Genomic DNA, 19384 nt, shown 5'->3' on the forward strand with positions numbered 1-19384 from the left:
TCATGTCTTTTGAGGTGAAAATCAACCATCTTTGAAAGATAGCGGCTAACTTTGTCTTTTTAAAATGGCAAGCATCTGAAAAATCGGTCCTCTATGATGTGACTCATGTTCAAGGAGATGATAAATAACCCACTCAGGTGTGACATCGTAATGTGGAAGACTTCTAGATGTACGCCAATCCTCTATGTCCATTGAGCGAAAATGGAAAAGCAGTTCATCACGGACACATTGTAGACGATATAAATGTTCATCTAAAGTTTGACCCTCTATATGGCTCAATGTGTCATCCTCATTACGGTCTTCATGAGAAAATAAGGAACGAATCTTTGTATCCCATTTACCGCCTAGAACCTCTTCATAGAGCCAGTCGGCTTCAATTAGAGCTATATGATATAACAACGATCCAATGGAGTGATCGTTTAGTTTGGCATCGAGCTGTTGCTGACTTATTCCTGAAATTTTTTCTAAAAGCGTACGCCGAACATCTTCTAAACACCATATCCAGCGACCTATCTCTGTTTCAAAATCTGACACGGGAACGACAACCAAATTTTTTCTCTCCATCTTATTTCTCCTCCGTATTCCTCAAATTTGCCCATTTGCTCTGTGATCAAAAACCCCACTTAAAATAGCCGTTCGTTGATCAACTGCCGCTCCTCTCGCTCAACTAACACTAAACCATATATTGTTTTGCATGAATAACGTTTGTATCTTCCTTTCCATACAATACGTTCTTTGGATTAATAATGATGATTAAAACGGCTACAATGAAGTAAAAAATGGCGTTATACATGAGTAAATCAATTAATTTACCGTTTATTAAGCCCAGAAAAAAATTAAAGAATTGGTGGATAATGATTGGGACGATTAAATTTTGATTTAAATTATGAAATGCTGTCATGACGATTTTAGTAGACATGATTGCAATCATAAAGAGTAGAATATATTTGATTAAATCAATGCCCACATACCCTGTAGTAAACCATAAGGGTAGATGCCACATCCCCCACCAAAACCCTATTATTATCGAAGCTTTTAATGGCGAATGCTTTTTTTTGAGCTCCATTTGAGCGAAACCTCTCCACCCTAATTCTTCTCCTAGTGGCCCAGAAAGAAGGTGATTAAAAAAGTAATAGATTAACATTCCCCATGAAGAAACAGTAAAAATAGAGTCTACTTCACTAGTATTAGATACAATATACAAAATCATCAAAAATATGAAAGCTTGAATCATAATTGCAATGAAAATCACAGAAAACTTAAGTTTATTCTTGAATTTATCTTTTACAAATTGCATAAAACTTTGCCCAGGATAAATTTTTTTAAATAATATTGCAAAAGCAAAGGTTGAGGACCAAGCTGATATACAGAGCATTACATTAAAAATCCATTTAGGAAATCCTAACACGCTTGTGGCACCTACAAGACAAAAAAGTGGCAAAAAAATGATATTGGTCAGTAAAATAAAGCTTGCTACTGGTTTTTTTAGTTTCTTTTCTCTATTCATGTATTTTCCCCGCTTCAAACTAAGTATTTCATAAAAATAATATGACTTATATTTATGAATACCTTTACCTTAAACCTAGGAGTTACTCACAGGTCAATACTTTTACTACCTCAAAATTCACGAATGAAAAAATAAAAAATACCCTTCAAAAACTTAAAGGGTAATTAAATATATTCTTTCTATTCATCGAAATATGTAGTTTTAATATTTTTCTCATCTAAAAATTTTTCGATTTTTTGTTGCTGCCTTCCGTTTGCTTTAGTAAAATGCTCGGAAGCAAAATTTGATATATCTGTAAAATTACCACTTTCGACCATTCCAACAATTTCATCTTCAATTTGTATGAAAGTTGCTCTGATGGATGAAACAAATTCATAGATTGTCTTTGAAGGTTCTTTATAATCATCAGGGATATTATTATTACTAATAAAATCATTGAAATTCGTATCATTCTTTTCCCCTTCGGCTATTAATGTATTTAATTTTTCCTGATCGGATTTAGTAGCATCCTCATAAAGATAAATAATATTTTCCATTTCTTTATCTATTACATGACTATAATCCATATACTTTTTTATACTTGCTTTCATTTCATCTTCACTAATAGTTTCATTCTTTTTATTAGAAACAAATATATCGTCAGGAATTTTAACAAGTACATTGTTAACAGATTTCCCATTACTTTCTTTATTACTTTCTTCGTTAGGTGTTGTATCGTGTGAACAAGCACACATCAATACAATTGTGAAAACCATTAGTAGATATAAAATAATTTTTTTCATACTAATCTCCTTTTCAATCCATTTTGTCATTAATTTCACGCTTTCTTCTCGAATCCTCTCTACTTCCTCATGTGCAGTGAACGAACCATTTTGCAATAAATAATTTAATCTAAAATAGGCTCTCCCTCATACCCCTCGAGTCATAGTGTACTAGTCAAATAGTACACTATGACTCCTAAGTTCGCAAGCATTATATCCAAATAAAAGGAAGAACACCTAAATAAAGGGCTCTTCCTTGGTGAAATTAAGTTGAATAAAGTATGCCTCCTAAGCAAGGCGATGATAAAATAAATTCACTTTATAGGTGCATAAATCTCTAAAAATACACGTTCAAGTCCATCTTCATAAGTGGTCAGTAATAGATTTATATAAACTTGCCCCGAAAGATCATATCCTTTTTCTATTGCTACGTTTCTTATACTCGCTTCCACTTTATGATCAATATTTTTTCCACCAGTTGACCATCTCCCATCTTCCATAATTGTATATATACATTTTGGATGGGATAGAATTTCACCTTCTATTTCTTCATCAGGGTCTTTCACTTTTCTTACAATTATAAATTTATCTTCTATCATACCTTCTTCATTGAAGCTGACGACTCTTCTTAAAGATGTAAGAGTAACTGCTTTTTTTAAGCTGTCTGCATTCTTTTTTAGAGTGTCATATTCATCATAGGCCGTAAAATGTTCTATTTCCCCCTTTATTTCTAAAGGTTTCATTTCCTTAACTATGTATTGTCCTAAAAATTGTTTAATTTTCTCACAATCTTCTTTTACTATTTGAAGCTTCTTTAAAAGAAGCTTTTTATACTCTATTTCCTGTAAAACCTCTTGTTCTTTCTCTTCTAATATTGAATGTATTCCCTCAATACTCTTACTTTTTCTTAATTCCTGGATTTTTTTAATTTCAATATCAATCTCTCTATAGAAATTTACAGTTGTTATATCATAAATATCAAAATGACTATATTTTCTATACCCATTCTCCATATTTTGCTTTGGTTTTACTAATTCCTTTTCCTCGTAAAATTTCAAGGTGTCTCTAGATACACCTAAAAAATTAGCTACCTGCCCAATTGTGTACATATTACTCTCCTTATCGCTGTTGCAAATTCTTTATATTATCTTATTTTATCTATTCCACCATATAACACCATATTTTTTCATTAAATAAAAATTCGGAAAATACTTTTCTCTTGTAAAGTGGACATTTTAATCATGTTCTGAGAAACAAAAAAGAGGTTGTCTAATTAGTCTTTTCTGACTTTTAGAACCTCTTTTAATTATGTCTGTTATTTTAAATTAGTATCGCCAATGTGGAGAGTTTTTGGTGGATTGTAAGTTTTAATTTGAGTCTAGTTTAAACAAGTATTATCTTAAAAAAACTGAACTCCCAAAATACTTTATTCTTCAAATGAGAGATTTGTCGGTTCCTCTAAAAGATGGTTTTCAAAACTAATGTGGGTTGTAGGGATATCTTTATCAACTACTTCAAAACTAAGCCCATCCAGCCAAACTTCCCCTTTTCCTGTAAGTAAAATACCGAACGATATTATTGCACTGTTTTCTGGAACATCAAGAACTATAGAATATCGATTCCAGTTATTTGTACCAATTATTGGCCTATCACTCATATTATCGAACTGCAGGATATCCTCCGATGCACTATCTACTCGCATCCAAAGTCCTGAGAATTGTTTTACATTATTAGTTTTAATAAACCCAGAGAGTTTAATTCTCTTACCTCTAAATTCATCAGCCTTGAATTGTTGCATCATTGTTGCAAATTCATCTGGAGCGTGAACAGTTTTTGATTTTAAATATCCCGATGCTTTTCCTTGATGTACATTTTTCTCATCTATTCCTATTTCATAATTATAAGGATGACTCCCACTAATAAACCAGCCTTTAATTTTCTCTTCCACTATGGATTCCTCCCTATTTCTTCTCATAGTTCTCATTACTTTTCTGTATTGCCCTGGTGGCAAATAGTACAATTTTTTGAATGCACGTGTAAAGGTTTCTTGTGACTCAAATTGATAATAGAATGCGATATCTATAATTCTTTCATCAGTATTAAGAAGTATACTTGCAGCATTTGCAAGCCGCCTCATTCGGATATATTCTGTGACAGACACTCCAACAGAGGTTTGAAAAACTCTGTGAAAATGATATCTTGAAAATCCTGTCACTGCATCAATATCATTGGCGGAAATTTGCTCATGTAAATGAGATTCAATCCAGTTTATTGTTTTTTGAATTGTCCATTCATATTTCAACGGTATTTCACCTCCCCTTCACTTATAATCATAACAAATTCAAATTTATGATTTTTGACTTTTTTTGCGATGTTTTCATAATAAGATATATTTTAACAAAACACCTCTATTCAATTGATTTTTTTCTATACTAATGTAAAAGTCTATTACTGGTATCTAAGTGGATATTTGCCCCTTTTACTATTCCACCTTTCAGCATAGCCTGTTCACCTAAAAAAGTTACATGCTTATACTTGCTTAAAGATCTCATATTGCCTTACCATAGTTAAGCAATGATATGTGACAGTATCCATTACTCTTACACAATCTTGAAAATATCTTTACTTAAGGAGTGGTAGAATTGGCACGTGTTTTATTTATTAACGGTGGATCAGAAGGACATATCAATCCAACTATTGGCGTTGTGCAGGAGCTAATTTTGCGAGGAGAAGAGGTCGTATTCTTTACAATAGAAGCTTTTCGAGAGCGTATTGAGAAGACGGGAGCGACTGTGCGCACATTTGACGGTCAAAAATTTATAAAAGCCTTTATCTCAGGTGGAAGAAATCATTTACTTGAAAGAGTCAACGGACTTTTACTTACTGCAGATATCGTCATACCTAGCGTTCTTGAACAGATTAAAGGAGAGCATTTTGATTACATCATCCACGATTCAATGTTTGGATGTGGCCATTTACTTGCCAAAATCCTTAAGCTTCCTGCAATCAATTCATGTACATCTTTTGCTGAGACTAAACAATCATTTGATAGAACATTAGAACATCTTTCAAAAAATGTCCCAACCGAAGTTTTAAAAAAGATAAATGATGAATTTCAACACCTAACAGCAAAAATTATAGAAACATATGGTGTTGAAATCAATTCTCCTTATGAAGTTTTTTGTAATCCCGCACCGCTTACAATCGTTTATACAACTAGGGAATTTCAACCTTTTGGAGAAGCATTTGACCAATCATATAAATTTGTAGGTCCATCCATCTCTTCACGATTAACGCAAGAAGACTTCGACCTTACTACAATCAAAGGAAAAAGCCCCATTTACATTTCACTCGGTACAGTCTTAAATCAAGCCATTGATTTCTATAAGCTTTGTTTTAAAGCATTCGGGAATACTGAGCATACCGTCGTCATGTCTATCGGAGGACAAACTCAACTTGATGAATTGGGAGAGATTCCCGAAAACTTCATTGTAAAAACTTATGTTCCACAAACTGAATTACTTAAATACACAAAATTATTTATCACACATGGTGGCATGAACAGTACTAATGAAGCTCTCTTTAACGGGGTTCCGCTAATCGTAATTCCACTAAGTGCAGATCAACCGATAATTGCTGAGCAAGTTACCAATATCGGAGCAGGTATTCAATTACAAATGCAAACCTTGACGGCAAATCAATTAAATGAAGCTGCCGATCAAGTGTTAAACAACCCTTCCATCCATAAGGCTGTTGCAAATATTAAAGTCAAAAAATCAGGTGGATATCAAAAAGCTGTTGATGAGATTTTTAAATTTAAAAGTCAATACGGTATTTAAAAGCTACCATTATTGGTGGCTTTTTTGGTAGGAAAAATTACCACCTTAACTAAATTTTAATACTATAAAAAGTTGGGTAAAGATTTCTCTCATACCCAGCTTTTTTACACCAAACATTAATGTAATCGATCATCAAACATTAATTGTATTTGAATACCAAACGGATCTTCAATAATACCGTATGCTTTACTAAAAACATTATTTGATAACGGAACAATAATTCTCACTCTCTTATCTGTCGTTAAGCTCTTGTAAAAATGTTCGATTTCTTCTAAGTCAGAACTTTGAATACACAGTGAGGTATTGTTCCCTACTATATATTTTTCAGTGACATCCATTGTATCTTCTGCCAGCATGATCTTTGTTTTACCTATTGCTAAGACGGAGTGAGTTATAAAATGTTTATTCTCTTCAGTAAGCTGCAGCGAGCTGTCACGTCTTGCCATATCTTCATAAGTAACGAGTAACAATTCCTCTGCGTTAAAGTGTTTTTTGTAAAAATCGATGGCCTCCTTTGCTTTTCCTTTCATAGATAAGAATATAGCGACTTCTAGTGTTGAACTCATGGTATCAATCTCCTTTAATAAAATGACTAAGGTAAATATCTTTTCAATTGATATTGCCTTGACCTTATTTTAAGATGTAATGGTATCAAAACATGACACCTTTATCTTCATTTAGCAGAAGCCCTCTACCTCTGAAGGTGTTGAGATGAATGAGGGTGTGGTTCCTTTGCAAACACCTACTGAAATAGAAAAACTCAGTCTAAGAACGCCAAGCCCTGTGGCAATGACTGAGTGACCAACGTCATACAACAATTACGCCAAGGCGAAATTGATAAGGAGATTTCTATGAAAAAATCAGAAAGATTAAATGACATGATTAGATACTTAAACAGTCGAGAGTACTTTAATTTAAATGACCTAATGGCTAAATACAATATTTCCAAAAGTACCGCTCTGCGTGATATAAGTTCATTAGAACAATTAGGAATGCCTATTTTTTCGGAGCACGGCAGACACGGGCGTTATGGTATCTTAAAAAACAGATTATTATCCCCTATTATTTTTACAATTGATGAAGTGTATGCTCTGTATTTTGCAATGCTGACGCTAGAATCTTATCAATCCACCCCATTCCATTTAAGTGTTCATAAACTAAATGAGAAGTTTGAAAACTGTCTGTCTAACAATCAAATGCTGCAGATTCACAAAATGAAAAAAGTCTTGCAGTTTGAAGTAAATCAACATAATAATGTTAGTCGTTTTTTAGATAAAATTTTAAAAAGCATTCTTAATGAAAGCACCTGTAAAATTCATTATTTTAAAAATGATGAGCAAAAAAGCTACCATGTTCAATTTTTCAAAATTTCCGCTAGATTTGGTCAATGGTATGCGACTGGAATAGAGTTCAATACGCATAAATATAAAGTTTTTAGATGTGATAGAATAACCTTTATCGAAGAGGAAGAACATACTCCTCACTTTTCTATAGATGAACTTATTAGTCGTTCATTAGAAATTTACCAATCCGAGAAGAGGATTAACTTTGAGGTAGAGATATTAGCTCAAGCAAAAGATTTATTTTATAAAGAACAATATCCCTCAATGAAATTAGACATTGGTAATAAAACAGTCATAAATGGATTTTATAATCCTGGAGAAGAAGAATTTATCGCTAACTATTTTATGAGGTTTGGACATAGTGTTATATCCGTTCAACCTGAATCATTAATACAAATTATTCAGGATAAAGTAGAGAGCCTATTCAATCACTATCAAGAATTATAATTAAACATGTAGTTCAACAATATAATTTGAGGGGTTATCCAGCTGAGTAACTGCTGTGCATAAGCCATCAATTTTCAGACAAAGAAAAGGAGAAAAACGAAGTCGCTTTTCTCCTCTTTTTTATATAAAACTCGGCTAAGTCTTACTATCGTCAGTCATTAACCAATTGACAATTGCTACTACTGTAAATGTAGTGATTGCCGTTAAAATGGCTATTACAGGTGCAATACTAATTGTTTTTGCAACAAATATCAGATACATAATTGGCGCAAGTAATAGAATACTTGGGATTGTCCAACCTGCAACTGTAATATTTCGATACCCACCCTTCAAGTTCTAACCATCTGAATCAAAAAAGGTAGCGATGATGTCTACCTGCTCGTTGAATTCTGTTCGATTCATTCAAAAAACACAACAAATATCAAAACACTTTTTAATTCTTCACTATCATTAAAAACAGGAGTGATACATGATGAACAACATGATTCAAGATATGATTGATTGGATTGAAGAGCATCTATTTGAAGGGTTTTCGCTGACGAAACTAAGTGAAGCAATGGGCTATTCTTCTTACTATTGTTCCTTTAAATTTCATCAAATAACGGGCATAAGCCTCAAACGATATATGACCCTTAGAAAAACCTATCTTTCTTCAATCAGTCTTAGTGAAACTGACGAAAGGATCATTGAAATAGCGATCAAACATGGCTACTCGTCCCAAGAAGCATTTTCCCGAGCTTTCAAGGAGATCTTTGGAGTTAGTCCCAATGCCTTTCGTTCATGTCCTGAGCCATTGCAATCATATGTAAAACTCACTATGAATGAAGCGAGGGGTTATTATATGGACATTTCAAAAAAATTTAGAATTGAAGATTTACAAAAGCATGTGGATGAACATTTTGATCACGAAGTATTGAATATTTTAAATGGACAAATGATGTTTGAAGAATTCAGTTCTCAACAATTAATGGGAAAAAGTGATTACGCACCTTTTAATGAAGCGATGTGTGTACACGACACCGTTGAAACCATTTTTAGCGAATCATTCAAACAGGTTCGAGCGACAGGACATCAAGTCTCACTAGCTGAATATGAATCAATTACAGTTGCACCACTTGAAAAGACCTTATTTTCAAAAAAATATCAATGTATCGTTCTCTGGTTTGGTGAAGATATGTTCTGTCAGATGAATTTAATAACGATATTAGCTTATTTAGAACAAATATCATTTAAAGGAACTATTTATTATCATGCTGTGAGAGAGCAAACATATGATGTGAAAGAAACTGAAATAACATTAGGCAGCTATTATGATATATATGAAGCAGTGTTATTAGACCACCGTATGCCAGATGTAGAATTGATGCCTGTTATGTATCAAGGAATCAAATTGTATTTAGAACTTCTTCAAAATGACAATGAAATTACTAAATATATTCAAGCACATCAACATCTATCTCAAAATGAAATCGTAGGAAACCTACTACATCTCTTCCCTCAATACGGTTTAGGGGATTCTCAATATTTTGCATTAATTCAGGCAACAATTAAATGAGTGAAAAAGTGTGGTAAAAAGTTGCAACATAACTTTTTACCACTTCTTATTATCCTTCTAGAAATAAAGCGTTCCTGCAAATTCTGTAGACCTGAAATAGCAATTCCACTACAATATTAATTTGTAATTTTTCTCATAACCCATTCAATGGGTCCCCTTTTATATTTTTTGCACCACAAAACAGAAAATAAAATACTCGCTACGAAAAACAATGTTGTAAATAATAATGAAAATGCTAACGTTTGGTTTTCTAACCTATTTAATAAAGCCAATATGCCAACACCTATGAATACATGGCTTACATAGTGCGTTAATGTTAATTGTCCTGTTTTAATAAGTGATTTTGTCAACCAATGACTAGGAAAATTTTCTATAATATAAATAGAAGCAACGATGACAATTATCGCTGAGGCGGAATTTGATAACATATAAAATATGTTTGGTGGAATTGGTCCAGTTTGAAACAAGAATTCGGCACTGTTACCATCTAATACCGACAGAGATAGTCGCATCAATACTTTTGAAAGTACCTCTATCGTTATGAGTAAAAATAAAGAAAAATACAACATTTTGTTTCTTACAGCTTTCTTCGATAAGTCAAGTCTGCCAAGGATCATTCCAAGTAAAAAGAAACATATCCAAGGGAAAACTGGGTGATACCCATTAAACAAAAGATTTCTGATAAAACCTTCTATTGTCCAAAAATCAAGATATTCCATAAATGGTTGTTTAGGGTGCCACCCTTTCAAATAATTCATTGTCACTTGTAAGATTTGCGATGTTATTAAAAAAAGACTAGATATGATGATCATGAACTTTGTAGAAACTATGATAAGAAATGATGCAATCAGCATATAAACTCCATAATAATGGAGAATATCCCCAGTCCAATCTGCCACATATAAACATAATCCTAGTACAAAAAGAAAAGCGGAACGTTTCCATAATTTCACCTTATTTTCTTTAATAGTAGAAAGGTCACCGCCATTTCTAGCTTTTCTTGTCATCAAAGCAACTCCGATACCTGCAAGCGTAACAAAAGTGGCAGACGCTCTTCCTTCAAAAATGCCAGTAAACCATATAAGCCACTCTGGCCCATTTCCTACCGCTCCCATAATAATTTTAAAGTTTACTATCAGCATTCCAAACATAGCCAAGGCTCTGGCAAAATCTAACCCTTCAATACGTTTAGATTGTAACTGTTTGATCATAAATGTTCCTCCTTAAGTACACGATTAATGACCTTCTTTCAATATTCTTATTTCCGCATTCATCTCACCACCTTTAGAGGTGGGAGGCTTCTGTAACTGACGTTTCACTTACGTTACAAAAAACATTTTGCTAAAGAAGTTAAAATAATAGTTGTTAACGGTCGGTTATTCTTTTGATCAATAGTCATATTGGGACATTCTTTTATAGATATTGCAGACTTTTTATATCTACTAAAATATTGATGAAACCATTATTTATCAGAAACCTATGCATTTTGGGGGCGCCCTGCTTAATACATCCTAACTATAAACTATAGGGTTGACCTAATGTCAAACCAACTTTTTTTGTGTACTCCTCTCAATTCATTTGCCCAATTATTCATTGGTAGAATGATGCTAAAACCCACACGCCGAAAATCCGTTATCTTTATCACATTGAATTTATACTTACAACTTCTTATAACCATTCTTTCATTATCAGTGATACCTGTTTAAAGATTTTATCTTATGTTTATTGTTTGACATTAGGCTAGCCCTAGAGTTTATATTTATGCTAGAGAAGAGGGATATTATGGATGAAACAATTACAATAAATCAATTAGCTAAAATATTTGATATTAGTCATCATCAAATACGATATTACGAAGAAAAAGGGCTCTTATTTCCATCCTACACGGATAATAATAGATATCGAAAATATTCTCTTAAGGAAATTTATCAACTTGCTCAAATTTTAATGTTGAGAGACCTAAATCTTTCAATCGCACAAATTAAAGATGTTGTAACGACATATAAAGAAAATGATTATTTGAGTTTATTAGGCGAAAAATCAAAAGAACTTTCAGACGAAATAAACAAACTACAAAAAATTAAAAAGGCAATTGATAACCATTATGTAAATATTACAAACAAAAAAGTAAGTTCAACAAAATACTTTAAAAAAAATCATTTAGAAAAAATTATTACTTTAAAAACTAATGAAACCTTATCCGCCAAGGATTTTTTAAAATTACAATTATCAACGCAATTTTTTTATAATGATATTATTTATGTTTTTGAAGAAGATGAATATCATATGTGTATAAAAACAGAACATAAAGCTGATTTCATCATGAATGAAGGTAAATATAGTTCTATATTTATTATTAGTGAAAATGATGATGAATTTGAGGAACAAATATTATCCATTATCGACAAGGAAAAAGCCCCTATCTATATAATGGAGCTCTCAAGCGGCATTTTTACTAATAGTAATATTCTTGAGTTAGAAATTCTAATTCCCGAAAAAAGCAATAAAAATTAAAGCTAATCGGGATCAATTATGCTGAAAGAAGTTAAATTTATTAGAGTATAAATCACATGCTAGAGAATGCTAAATTACAGACATTTCTGTTAGTCCGGAACATAGAAGCAAAGGAGTTGGAAAGCTGTTATTGCAGTGGGCAAAGAATTTTGCTCGAACTCATTTACAATCAAATGAGTTGAGTTTGCACGTCGCAAGTAGTAATCCTCGTCAATTTTACGAGCTCATATCATTCCGTGCTGCAGCTTTTATTCAATGAATCGAAATTTTATTATTAATTATAATGATAGAAATAATTGTGAAATAAGCACCATTTTAAACGGCTCACATTTTGAACAGACTTGTTCATAATGCGAGCCGTTTTTTATACTGAATTATACATTCATGTCTGTAATGGCAGGAATATTTATTTCCTTTACACATGAAACTGGTGATAGATTAATAATACATTGGACAAGGGCTACAATATCTTGTACAGGAATACGTGTACCTTCATACAGCTTAATTGCCTTTTCAGCCCCTTCTTCAAAAGGTACTTCAGCAGCAAGTTCTCCTGGATTAATACACGTTACCGAGATCTTATCTTTTCTCACATGCTCACGCAAAGCATTTGTAATGCCTCGTAAGCCAAATTTAGATGTAACAAACGAAACTTGCGCATTATTCGAATGATCTAAACCAGCAGTTGAACCAATTAAAACAATTTTTCCGCTTTTCGCCTGTCTTAAGTTAGGTAACAGCGCCTGGATATATGTAATTGTCGAAGTTAAATTAATATTAATTAAATTTGCAATATCCCCAACTTCATCGTTATCAAACGTATAGTCATCTTCAAAACCACGTTTTTCCCATACTCCAACATTGTAAATTAATACATCAATAACAACGTCTTTTAAAGCTTCTTTTAGAGCAGGAATATGTTGTTGACTAGATAAATCAATTGTCAGCCATTTCCGAATGACGCCATCATGTAAATCTAAACTACTTGGTCGTGTGCGCGATACCACCCATACTGTGTCCCCTTCTGTTGGTAATCCCTTTACAAATGCATCACCTAATCCTTGGCTTGCTCCAAATATAATAAAGTTCTTACTCATCCAATCACCCTTTCTATATAACTACAACATAAGTATAGTTAATAGAAAAATTAGTAACAACTAAAGTGATTTCTGGGAACACTTGGGTAATAAAATTTGTCTATACTCGTACATTTTAAACCTCTTTTACCCAATAAGTTGTACAATCGTCACTTCGATCTAGGAAACCATATTCTATTAGATATCTTCTAATTGATACATAATCGCTATAAATAGGCTTCAAAATCTCATTTATTTCTTTTTCATTATATTTACGCCCTACCTCAAACTTCGTTACAATGTGTTGCAGTAAAATAATTTTTCGTTTTTCCTTACTTGGAAAACTTTCAATAGGACCATCTAGGCCATTTTTAAAATACGTCGCTAGTACTTTTTCTTTCTCGTCTACTGTAATCGCATAACGCTCATCCACCTGTGTTGCCCCCTTATGAATTGGTTCGTATACTTTTGTTGTTTCTAAAGCCTGCATAATTGCCAGAAAAACTTTTGCTTGTTTTTCTTTCTCTTTCAATTTAAATCGATGTTGTCGAATTGTTGATATGCTATTTGCAGAAGTGTTATTAATAATTTCCTTATCTGGCGCACCTGTTGCAAACAGCATCAGCAATTCGGTTTGGATATCTGATAGCCCTGTATACTTCTTATCTAATTGAAGTAACCCTTCAAACACAGAGTTATGTTCATTCTCGATATGGAGTTGTATAGCTTTTTTAGCCGTAATAAATCGATTATCTATTTTGAACACTTCTTCGGTATCAAATATTTCTTTACAAAAAATACATTCATATGTATCACCTGTGTTTACGTATCCCCTCGATATTTCCTCTATTGTCAAATCACCCATATTCATAAACAAAACCCCACTTCGTTCATCATTTAATAAACAATATATAATAAATCCATTCATTTGTAAACAAAAACTCATTTTGTTTATCCTACAAAGCAAAAAGAAGAATCCATTTTGACAATAATTAATCAAAATAGATTCCTCTCAGTAAAGAGTATCAGCTTCTTCAAATTTAGCACCTATTTATTGAATAAAGCATTTATTTAACCCCTCTCACAATTAGGTCTGCTCTCTCAAATGGTTTATGCTCCTCAACATACATATCTTCCGAAACCATCCAATTACTTTCCCACATTTCACGTGCTTCTTCTCCGTCTCTTTCTAAGCCTCTTGAAAGACGAATGTCTCTTGGGCAATCAACCCATATTTTCAAATCATATTTGTCAGCCAGTTCTTTTCGAATGGTATACACACCTTCGATTATTACAATGCCACCTATTGGAACAGTATGCCATTCAGCTAAGCTATCCGTTTCCCAATCATATCTTTGGTAATATCCCACTTTTTCTTGGCTTAGAGGTTCTAACACCTGATTCAATAATCGTATCCAATCAAAATCAGCACCTATAGGCTTATTAGTAGGTTCTATTTTCATAATCAAAGAGGAGGGAAGATAAAAATCATCCATATGAACAACTGTTACATCTAAAAAATCCTCTTTTATTTTATCGGCAAATGTACTTTTTCCAGAGCCTCCGCAACCATCTATTCCAATCAAGAAAGTGGATTGCTTTTTAGAATTACCTTTAATCATCTCGCCAAACAGTTGTCTTAAAGAACTATATTCTTCGTTTCTCATTTTGCTATCCTCTCCTTGCATTCCACTTAAAAGTGTTCTCTCCCAGTTACTTCTTAAACAAAACAAATACATTAGATGAAGAAGTAAATTGTTTATTAATCGAACTTAGATAACCTAACACCATTATAGATTTCCATATTTTTCATTAAATCCCTTTTAGTTATCAAGTTTTCTCTTAAAACGATCCATCTAATAAAATTTCTTTCGTCTCATTGACAGAAAATTCAGGCTTAATATATAATTTTGGTATTACCACTGTCTTTGATTTGTATTACCACAAAATAAAGGGGACGAGGATTTGAAAGAAAAAGAACGCTCCTCAGATAAAATTGAGAATGAATTAATTAGATCCATATTGGCTGGTGTTTATTCTGTAGGAAATACTTTACCGCCGGAAAGAGAGCTTGCAAAGGAATTTGGTGTTGGCCGTCCAACTATTCGAGAGGCGCTTCAACGTTTAGGAAGGGGTGGATGGATTACAGGAAGAAAAGGAATGCCTGCGATTGTTAATGATTATTGGCGCAGTGGGAATCTAACAACACTTGTTAATATTGTTGAGAATCATCATATCATAACAGATGAATTTATCATGTACTTATTAGAATTAAGAAGTTCTTTGACGCCGGCTTATATTCGTGATGCTGTTACGTTTAATCAACCTAAAGTAGTTGCTCTCCTTGCCAATCTAGAGCAGCTTGAAGATAGTGCAGAAAGCTATGCAGAATTTGATTGGGATTTGCAAAAAAGGTGTGCCGGCCTTGCCATCAATCCAATCTTTCTACTCATTTTAAATAGCTTCGATTCTATTTATTTAGATATGGCGAAAAGATATTTTTCTATAAAAGATCATCGTGAGTTGTCCTTCAACTATTACCACGACTTATTAAAAGCTGCATTAAAGGGAGATGCAAAGGAAGCGGAAAGGTTGTCTACGGAAACAATGGCGAAAAGCTTGGCTCTCTGGAAAGATAGAAAAAAATAAAAAATACTGGAGGCGTGATAAATGAGATTGAAATATTTTAAAGAATATTTTTCCTACCCTGATATATTAATCATGACCTGTCTATTCCTCATTAGCTTTGGATATATGATTCTACATTTAACCTCTATCGGAGTTTTGGGTGCTTTTATTCTGGGAATGATTATGTATTCCTTAGCTGAGTATGTTACACATAGGTTTCTTTTTCATCTGAAACCACCAAAGAATGCATTCTTGTTAAAAATGCTTAAACGCTTACATTATGACCACCATGCAAATCCGAATGAATTACATTTATTATTTTTACCCTTATGGTACAGTGTGCCAAACATTGCAATTGTAGCAGCTATTTTCTATATTCTTTCATCTAGCTTTGTAATTACAAACGCGTTTATTGCAGGTATCATGGTCTTTTTATTATTTTATGAGTGGAAGCATTATATCGCCCATCGCCCCCTTCAGCCAATATCTCCATGGGGGCGTTGGATGAAAAAGGTTCATTTATGGCATCATTTCAAAAATGAAAATTACTGGTATGGTGTTACGAACCCAGCCTATGATTTTCTCATGGGTACCTTTAAAAATCAAAAGGATGTTGGCCAAAGTAAAACTGCTAAAAATCTAGAGAAACGTGGCGAGTAGAAAATAGAATTATAAAAGATATGCCTTCTGCAATATTCGGTCCTATTTTGTCTTTATGATAAAAATCCAATCATCTTTATTTGATGATTGGATTTTGGTCCTTTTTAAAACTACACTTACTTATGATACGTTCTTCGTAAAATCTACTAGTCTACTAACATTTCAATCATTTTTGTATAGCCCATCTCCTTGGCATAATCAAGTGCTGTCTTACCTGAATTGTCACGAAGTTCTTTATTCGCATTGTATGCTAATAATTCTTGTACAATTTGCTGATACACCACTGAACCGTCAGTTAATGCTACCGCTTCAATTAATGCTGTATAGCCAAAATTATTTTGATGATCGATATCCGCTTTCCCATCGAGTAAAAGTAGCTTCACATTGTTTAAATGTCCTTTTTCTGCTGCAGGTATTAAGGCATTGCCCCCATAGCGATTAACAATATTTTGATTTGGCTCCGCATGCTCAATCATATACTTTAAAATCTCTGTTTTTCCTTGGGCACCTGCATACAGATAGGCGCTATCCTGAATATTATCTTGTTGATTAATATCGGCTCCCGCTTCAATTAAAAGTTTTGCCACCTCAATATAGTTTTCATGAGTAGCAATTAATAAAGGTGTTTCCCCTTTATCATTTGTTTCATTAATTGGATATGATGGATCCTGCAAAATTTCTTGTACTTTTTCTAAATCATTGTTTTCAACTGCTTGAATAAGATTATCTGATTGTGGCTTCATATTCTCTTCCTCCCCCTTATCATTACACCCGGTCAATATGAATAATGTGCTTACTACAATGCTAATAAAATATTTCATATAATACCCTCCTTTCACAAGGAGATTTTTCAGCTATTAAAGCGATATCCACTGCCCCAAATTGTCTCAATTGGCAGTTCTGATAGTTTTCCCTTTTTTAATTTATCTCGAATGCGACCTACATGAACAACAACTGTAAAAACATCTCCATCTAAATCATCCAAATACCATAATTGACGGAAAAGCTGCTCCTTTGTCCAAACACGATTCGGATGCTCCATAAAGAACACGAGTAAATCAAATTCCTTCGTTGTAAAAATAACTTCCTGACCTAAAACGAATACTTTTCGTGCAGCCTTATCAACTATAATATTTTTCATCTCTAAATAATCCTGTGTTTGTCCAGTACCTGTTAGTTGCCTATAACGCTTACTATGAGCTTGTACACGTGCGACGAACTCACTCGGACTAAATGGTTTCGTTATATAATCATCCGCACCTAAGCCAAGCCCTCTTATCTTATCAATATCTTCTTTTTTTGCAGATACAATTATAAGGGGAATATTTTTCTTTTCACGAATGCGTCGGCAAATTTCAAAACCGTTCATTGAAGGGAGCATTAAATCAACAACAATTAAATCAAAAGGCTCATTTAATGCTCGATTCAACCCTTCAAAACCGTCCGTTACAATTTCCGCCTCTATTTCATGAATTTCTAAATAATCTCTCTGTAATTCTGCAATGCTAATATCATCTTCAATGATTAATATTCGTGTTGGCACCAGTCATTGACACTTCCTTTAAGCCTTACCCAAGATTATTGTCACCGTTGTACCATAATGTAGCTTACTTTGAATTTTCACGTGACCATTATGCTTTTCAACGATTTGTTTCACAATTGCAAGTCCCAAGCCACTACCGCCTGTCGTCGAGGTACGCGCTTCTTCCCCACGATAAAAATGATCGAATACATATGGGAGTTGGAGCTCCGAAATTCCTTGCCCGTTATCCTTTATGACGATTTCAACTAAATCATCGACTACTACTACTTCTAATATCATACATAAAGGTTCAGTTGGCTTTTTAAACTTCATACTATTTTCAATTAAATTAGTGATTGCCCGATTCATCTGCATACGATCAATATGAACATACACATCCTCCACTACATTCAACTCTAATTGAACTTCTCGATTGTATAACTGAAACTCCTCCACTATATGTGTAAGAAATTTTGCAAGCTGTATTCGTTCAAAATGAAAATGAACTGCCTCAGCATCAAACTTAGAGTAAAGGAAGAGTTCTTCAATTAATCTGTTTAATGCAAGTGATTTAGAATGAATGGTCTTTAAATACTTTTCTCGCTTTTCAGGTGTTTCGGCAACTCCCTCCTGTAATCCTTCAACATACCCAATAATAGTTGTAATCGGAGTTTTTAAATCATGAGAAATACTTGCTATTAGATCTTTACGATTTTTTTCAAGATTTCGCTGCTCCTGGATTGAAACCAAAAGCGCTGATCGCATACTCTCAAAATTAGCTGTCAGTTCATGTACTTCCCTTGCTGTATTAGCAGGCATAGTGGGTGCCTTGATCATTAAATCTCCCTCTCGTATTTCAGACATGATCTGTCCTAAATTTTCTAAAGGATTAATAATCGTCTTGTGTAAAAGTTGATTTAAAAAGAGCATAGCTGCAATGGATACAAGAAGGATGAAGAAAATAATAATAATTCCCCATTTTGTAAGGAACTCTAAAAAGCTGTTTTCTTTTTTCAGCACTAAGACGCTACCCTTCGACTTGTCGCTATAATAGAAATCAAACTTAATATAACGATAGAGTCCCCCTGCATTATCTATTGTGCCCTTCGTTTCAATATTATTCGTGTCAAACATTGGGAAATGAACGACTAGTGACTTTTCTACTAGCCCCTCCGAATAATATACAATTTCCTCTTCATGGCGAATGACAACCTCAAGTGACTTCTCCTCAATCTGTTGCATTTTTTTTTGCATGTCTTGCACTAAAAGCTTGTCTGGATCATGCTTGGCAATATTACGTAGCTCTACATAAGCAAGCTCCTCTTCCGGGCTCAAGGAACGTTGCTTCGTAAAAGTTTTATACAATATTTTTGGTGTCGGAACGGACCCTGTTGTCACATAAAAAACAATGCATAAGATTGAGAGAATAGAGACACTCGCAATAATAATACCGCCAATATAAGAAGTTAAAAATCTATTCTTGATTGTCATATTAATCTCCTTTCCTCAATTTATAAAGGAGATTCCTTACT

General features: G+C 33.4%; 21 protein-coding genes. 7 read left to right on the forward strand and 14 right to left on the reverse strand.

Translation table 11 applies throughout. From position 1 onward, the window contains the following. Positions 1-45: 45 nt before the first annotated feature. From ACZ11_RS10655 to ACZ11_RS10675, 5 genes are all read right to left on the reverse strand, one after another. The gene (locus ACZ11_RS10655; protein ID WP_049665928.1) at positions 46-564 is read right to left on the reverse strand and encodes a DinB family protein; all 519 of its coding nucleotides are present in this window, start codon (positions 562-564) and stop codon (positions 46-48) included. Between the two features lie 109 nt (positions 565-673). Further along, complete coding sequence (locus tag ACZ11_RS10660) at positions 674-1507, reverse strand: CPBP family intramembrane glutamic endopeptidase (RefSeq protein ID WP_049665929.1); 834 nt, start codon at positions 1505-1507, stop codon at positions 674-676. 179 nt (positions 1508-1686) lie between these two features. Then, a complete protein-coding gene (locus tag ACZ11_RS10665; protein ID WP_049667153.1) occupies positions 1687-2289 on the reverse strand; it encodes an NDxxF motif lipoprotein in 603 nt (200 codons plus the stop codon). 293 nt (positions 2290-2582) lie between these two features. Continuing rightward, positions 2583-3377 (reverse strand): MerR family transcriptional regulator, encoded by a 795-nt coding sequence (locus ACZ11_RS10670; protein WP_049665931.1) that lies wholly within the window; start codon positions 3375-3377, stop codon positions 2583-2585. 317 nt (positions 3378-3694) lie between these two features. Then, on the reverse strand, positions 3695-4570 hold the full coding sequence (locus tag ACZ11_RS10675) for a helix-turn-helix domain-containing protein (protein WP_049665933.1): 876 nt from the start codon (positions 4568-4570) through the stop codon (positions 3695-3697). 340 nt (positions 4571-4910) lie between these two features. Here ACZ11_RS10675 and ACZ11_RS10680 point away from each other — a divergent pair, with 340 nt between their 5' ends. Next, on the forward strand, positions 4911-6107 hold the full coding sequence (locus ACZ11_RS10680; protein WP_049665935.1) for a macrolide family glycosyltransferase: 1197 nt from the start codon (positions 4911-4913) through the stop codon (positions 6105-6107). A gap of 116 nt (positions 6108-6223) precedes the next feature. Here the strand turns inward: ACZ11_RS10680 and ACZ11_RS10685 are convergent, their stop codons facing one another. Beyond that, complete coding sequence (locus tag ACZ11_RS10685; protein ID WP_049665936.1) at positions 6224-6673, reverse strand: VOC family protein; 450 nt, start codon at positions 6671-6673, stop codon at positions 6224-6226. A gap of 285 nt (positions 6674-6958) precedes the next feature. Here ACZ11_RS10685 and ACZ11_RS10690 point away from each other — a divergent pair, with 285 nt between their 5' ends. Then, complete coding sequence (locus tag ACZ11_RS10690; RefSeq protein ID WP_049665937.1) at positions 6959-7897, forward strand: helix-turn-helix transcriptional regulator; 939 nt, start codon at positions 6959-6961, stop codon at positions 7895-7897. A gap of 135 nt (positions 7898-8032) precedes the next feature. Here the strand turns inward: ACZ11_RS10690 and ACZ11_RS10695 are convergent, their stop codons facing one another. Further along, positions 8033-8230, reverse strand: coding sequence for a hypothetical protein (locus ACZ11_RS10695; RefSeq protein WP_049665939.1), 198 nt, complete (start codon positions 8228-8230; stop codon positions 8033-8035). A gap of 139 nt (positions 8231-8369) precedes the next feature. On the opposite strand from ACZ11_RS10695, the gene ACZ11_RS10700 reads away from it, so the two are divergent. Then, positions 8370-9452 carry a helix-turn-helix transcriptional regulator gene (locus ACZ11_RS10700; RefSeq protein WP_049665941.1) on the forward strand — a complete coding sequence of 361 codons (1083 nt, stop codon included), beginning with the start codon at positions 8370-8372 and terminating at the stop codon, positions 9450-9452. Positions 9453-9568: 116 nt separating this feature from the next. On the opposite strand, the gene ACZ11_RS10705 is transcribed toward ACZ11_RS10700, so the two are convergent. Further along, positions 9569-10663 carry a DUF418 domain-containing protein gene (locus ACZ11_RS10705; RefSeq protein WP_049665943.1) on the reverse strand — a complete coding sequence of 365 codons (1095 nt, stop codon included), beginning with the start codon at positions 10661-10663 and terminating at the stop codon, positions 9569-9571. 571 nt (positions 10664-11234) lie between these two features. On the opposite strand from ACZ11_RS10705, the gene ACZ11_RS10710 reads away from it, so the two are divergent. Both ACZ11_RS10710 and ACZ11_RS27535 read left to right on the forward strand, forming a co-directional pair. Beyond that, a complete protein-coding gene (locus tag ACZ11_RS10710) occupies positions 11235-11966 on the forward strand; it encodes a helix-turn-helix domain-containing protein (protein ID WP_049665944.1) in 732 nt (243 codons plus the stop codon). 82 nt (positions 11967-12048) lie between these two features. Then, positions 12049-12225: a GNAT family N-acetyltransferase gene (locus ACZ11_RS27535; protein ID WP_403089305.1), complete on the forward strand. Its 177-nt coding sequence runs from the start codon at positions 12049-12051 to the stop codon at positions 12223-12225. 115 nt (positions 12226-12340) lie between these two features. Here the strand turns inward: ACZ11_RS27535 and ACZ11_RS10715 are convergent, their stop codons facing one another. From ACZ11_RS10715 to ACZ11_RS10725, 3 genes are all read right to left on the reverse strand, one after another. Continuing rightward, positions 12341-13063 carry an SDR family NAD(P)-dependent oxidoreductase gene (locus ACZ11_RS10715; protein ID WP_049665946.1) on the reverse strand — a complete coding sequence of 241 codons (723 nt, stop codon included), beginning with the start codon at positions 13061-13063 and terminating at the stop codon, positions 12341-12343. Positions 13064-13178: 115 nt separating this feature from the next. Next, positions 13179-13913, reverse strand: a complete 735-nt coding sequence (locus ACZ11_RS10720) for a DUF2087 domain-containing protein (RefSeq protein ID WP_049665948.1) — start codon at positions 13911-13913, stop codon at positions 13179-13181. A gap of 196 nt (positions 13914-14109) precedes the next feature. Further along, complete coding sequence (locus ACZ11_RS10725; RefSeq protein ID WP_049667154.1) at positions 14110-14664, reverse strand: uridine kinase family protein; 555 nt, start codon at positions 14662-14664, stop codon at positions 14110-14112. A gap of 343 nt (positions 14665-15007) precedes the next feature. On the opposite strand from ACZ11_RS10725, the gene ACZ11_RS10730 reads away from it, so the two are divergent. Then, a complete protein-coding gene (locus ACZ11_RS10730; RefSeq protein ID WP_049665950.1) occupies positions 15008-15691 on the forward strand; it encodes a GntR family transcriptional regulator in 684 nt (227 codons plus the stop codon). Positions 15692-15712: 21 nt separating this feature from the next. Continuing rightward, the gene (locus tag ACZ11_RS10735) at positions 15713-16330 is read left to right on the forward strand and encodes a sterol desaturase family protein (protein ID WP_049665951.1); all 618 of its coding nucleotides are present in this window, start codon (positions 15713-15715) and stop codon (positions 16328-16330) included. Between the two features lie 146 nt (positions 16331-16476). Here ACZ11_RS10735 and ACZ11_RS10740 read toward each other — a convergent pair whose 3' ends face one another. The 3 genes from ACZ11_RS10740 to ACZ11_RS10750 are packed head-to-tail and all read right to left on the reverse strand — an operon-like array spanning position 16477 to position 19343. Beyond that, a complete protein-coding gene (locus ACZ11_RS10740; RefSeq protein ID WP_049665953.1) occupies positions 16477-17151 on the reverse strand; it encodes an ankyrin repeat domain-containing protein in 675 nt (224 codons plus the stop codon). 29 nt (positions 17152-17180) lie between these two features. Next, complete coding sequence (locus ACZ11_RS10745) at positions 17181-17873, reverse strand: response regulator transcription factor (protein ID WP_049665954.1); 693 nt, start codon at positions 17871-17873, stop codon at positions 17181-17183. An 18-nt stretch (positions 17874-17891) separates the two neighbouring features. Continuing rightward, complete coding sequence (locus ACZ11_RS10750) at positions 17892-19343, reverse strand: sensor histidine kinase (RefSeq protein WP_049665956.1); 1452 nt, start codon at positions 19341-19343, stop codon at positions 17892-17894. Between the last annotated feature and the right edge of the window lie 41 nt (positions 19344-19384).

This window comes from Lysinibacillus xylanilyticus, from assembly GCF_001183605.1.
Classification (GTDB): domain Bacteria; phylum Bacillota; class Bacilli; order Bacillales_A; family Planococcaceae; genus Lysinibacillus; species Lysinibacillus xylanilyticus.

Excerpts from the sequence above, each read along its gene's own strand:
- ACZ11_RS10715 (WP_049665946.1), bottom strand. The coding sequence starts at position 13,063 with ATGAGTAAGAACTTTATTATATTTGGAGCAAGCCAAGGATTAGGTGAT.
- ACZ11_RS10655 (WP_049665928.1), bottom strand. The coding sequence starts at position 564 with ATGGAGAGAAAAAATTTGGTTGTCGTTCCCGTGTCAGATTTTGAAACA.
- ACZ11_RS10720 (WP_049665948.1), bottom strand. The coding sequence starts at position 13,913 with ATGAATATGGGTGATTTGACAATAGAGGAAATATCGAGGGGATACGTA.
- ACZ11_RS10670 (WP_049665931.1), bottom strand. The coding sequence starts at position 3,377 with ATGTACACAATTGGGCAGGTAGCTAATTTTTTAGGTGTATCTAGAGAC.
- ACZ11_RS10700 (WP_049665941.1), top strand. The coding sequence starts at position 8,370 with ATGAACAACATGATTCAAGATATGATTGATTGGATTGAAGAGCATCTA.
- ACZ11_RS10725 (WP_049667154.1), bottom strand. The coding sequence starts at position 14,664 with ATGATTAAAGGTAATTCTAAAAAGCAATCCACTTTCTTGATTGGAATA.
- ACZ11_RS10690 (WP_049665937.1), top strand. The coding sequence starts at position 6,959 with ATGAAAAAATCAGAAAGATTAAATGACATGATTAGATACTTAAACAGT.
- ACZ11_RS10750 (WP_049665956.1), bottom strand. The coding sequence starts at position 19,343 with ATGACAATCAAGAATAGATTTTTAACTTCTTATATTGGCGGTATTATT.
- ACZ11_RS10685 (WP_049665936.1), bottom strand. The coding sequence starts at position 6,673 with ATGAGTTCAACACTAGAAGTCGCTATATTCTTATCTATGAAAGGAAAA.
- ACZ11_RS10705 (WP_049665943.1), bottom strand. The coding sequence starts at position 10,663 with ATGATCAAACAGTTACAATCTAAACGTATTGAAGGGTTAGATTTTGCC.
- ACZ11_RS10735 (WP_049665951.1), top strand. The coding sequence starts at position 15,713 with ATGAGATTGAAATATTTTAAAGAATATTTTTCCTACCCTGATATATTA.
- ACZ11_RS10710 (WP_049665944.1), top strand. The coding sequence starts at position 11,235 with ATGGATGAAACAATTACAATAAATCAATTAGCTAAAATATTTGATATT.
- ACZ11_RS10665 (WP_049667153.1), bottom strand. The coding sequence starts at position 2,289 with ATGAAAAAAATTATTTTATATCTACTAATGGTTTTCACAATTGTATTG.
- ACZ11_RS10660 (WP_049665929.1), bottom strand. The coding sequence starts at position 1,507 with ATGAATAGAGAAAAGAAACTAAAAAAACCAGTAGCAAGCTTTATTTTA.
- ACZ11_RS10740 (WP_049665953.1), bottom strand. The coding sequence starts at position 17,151 with ATGAAATATTTTATTAGCATTGTAGTAAGCACATTATTCATATTGACC.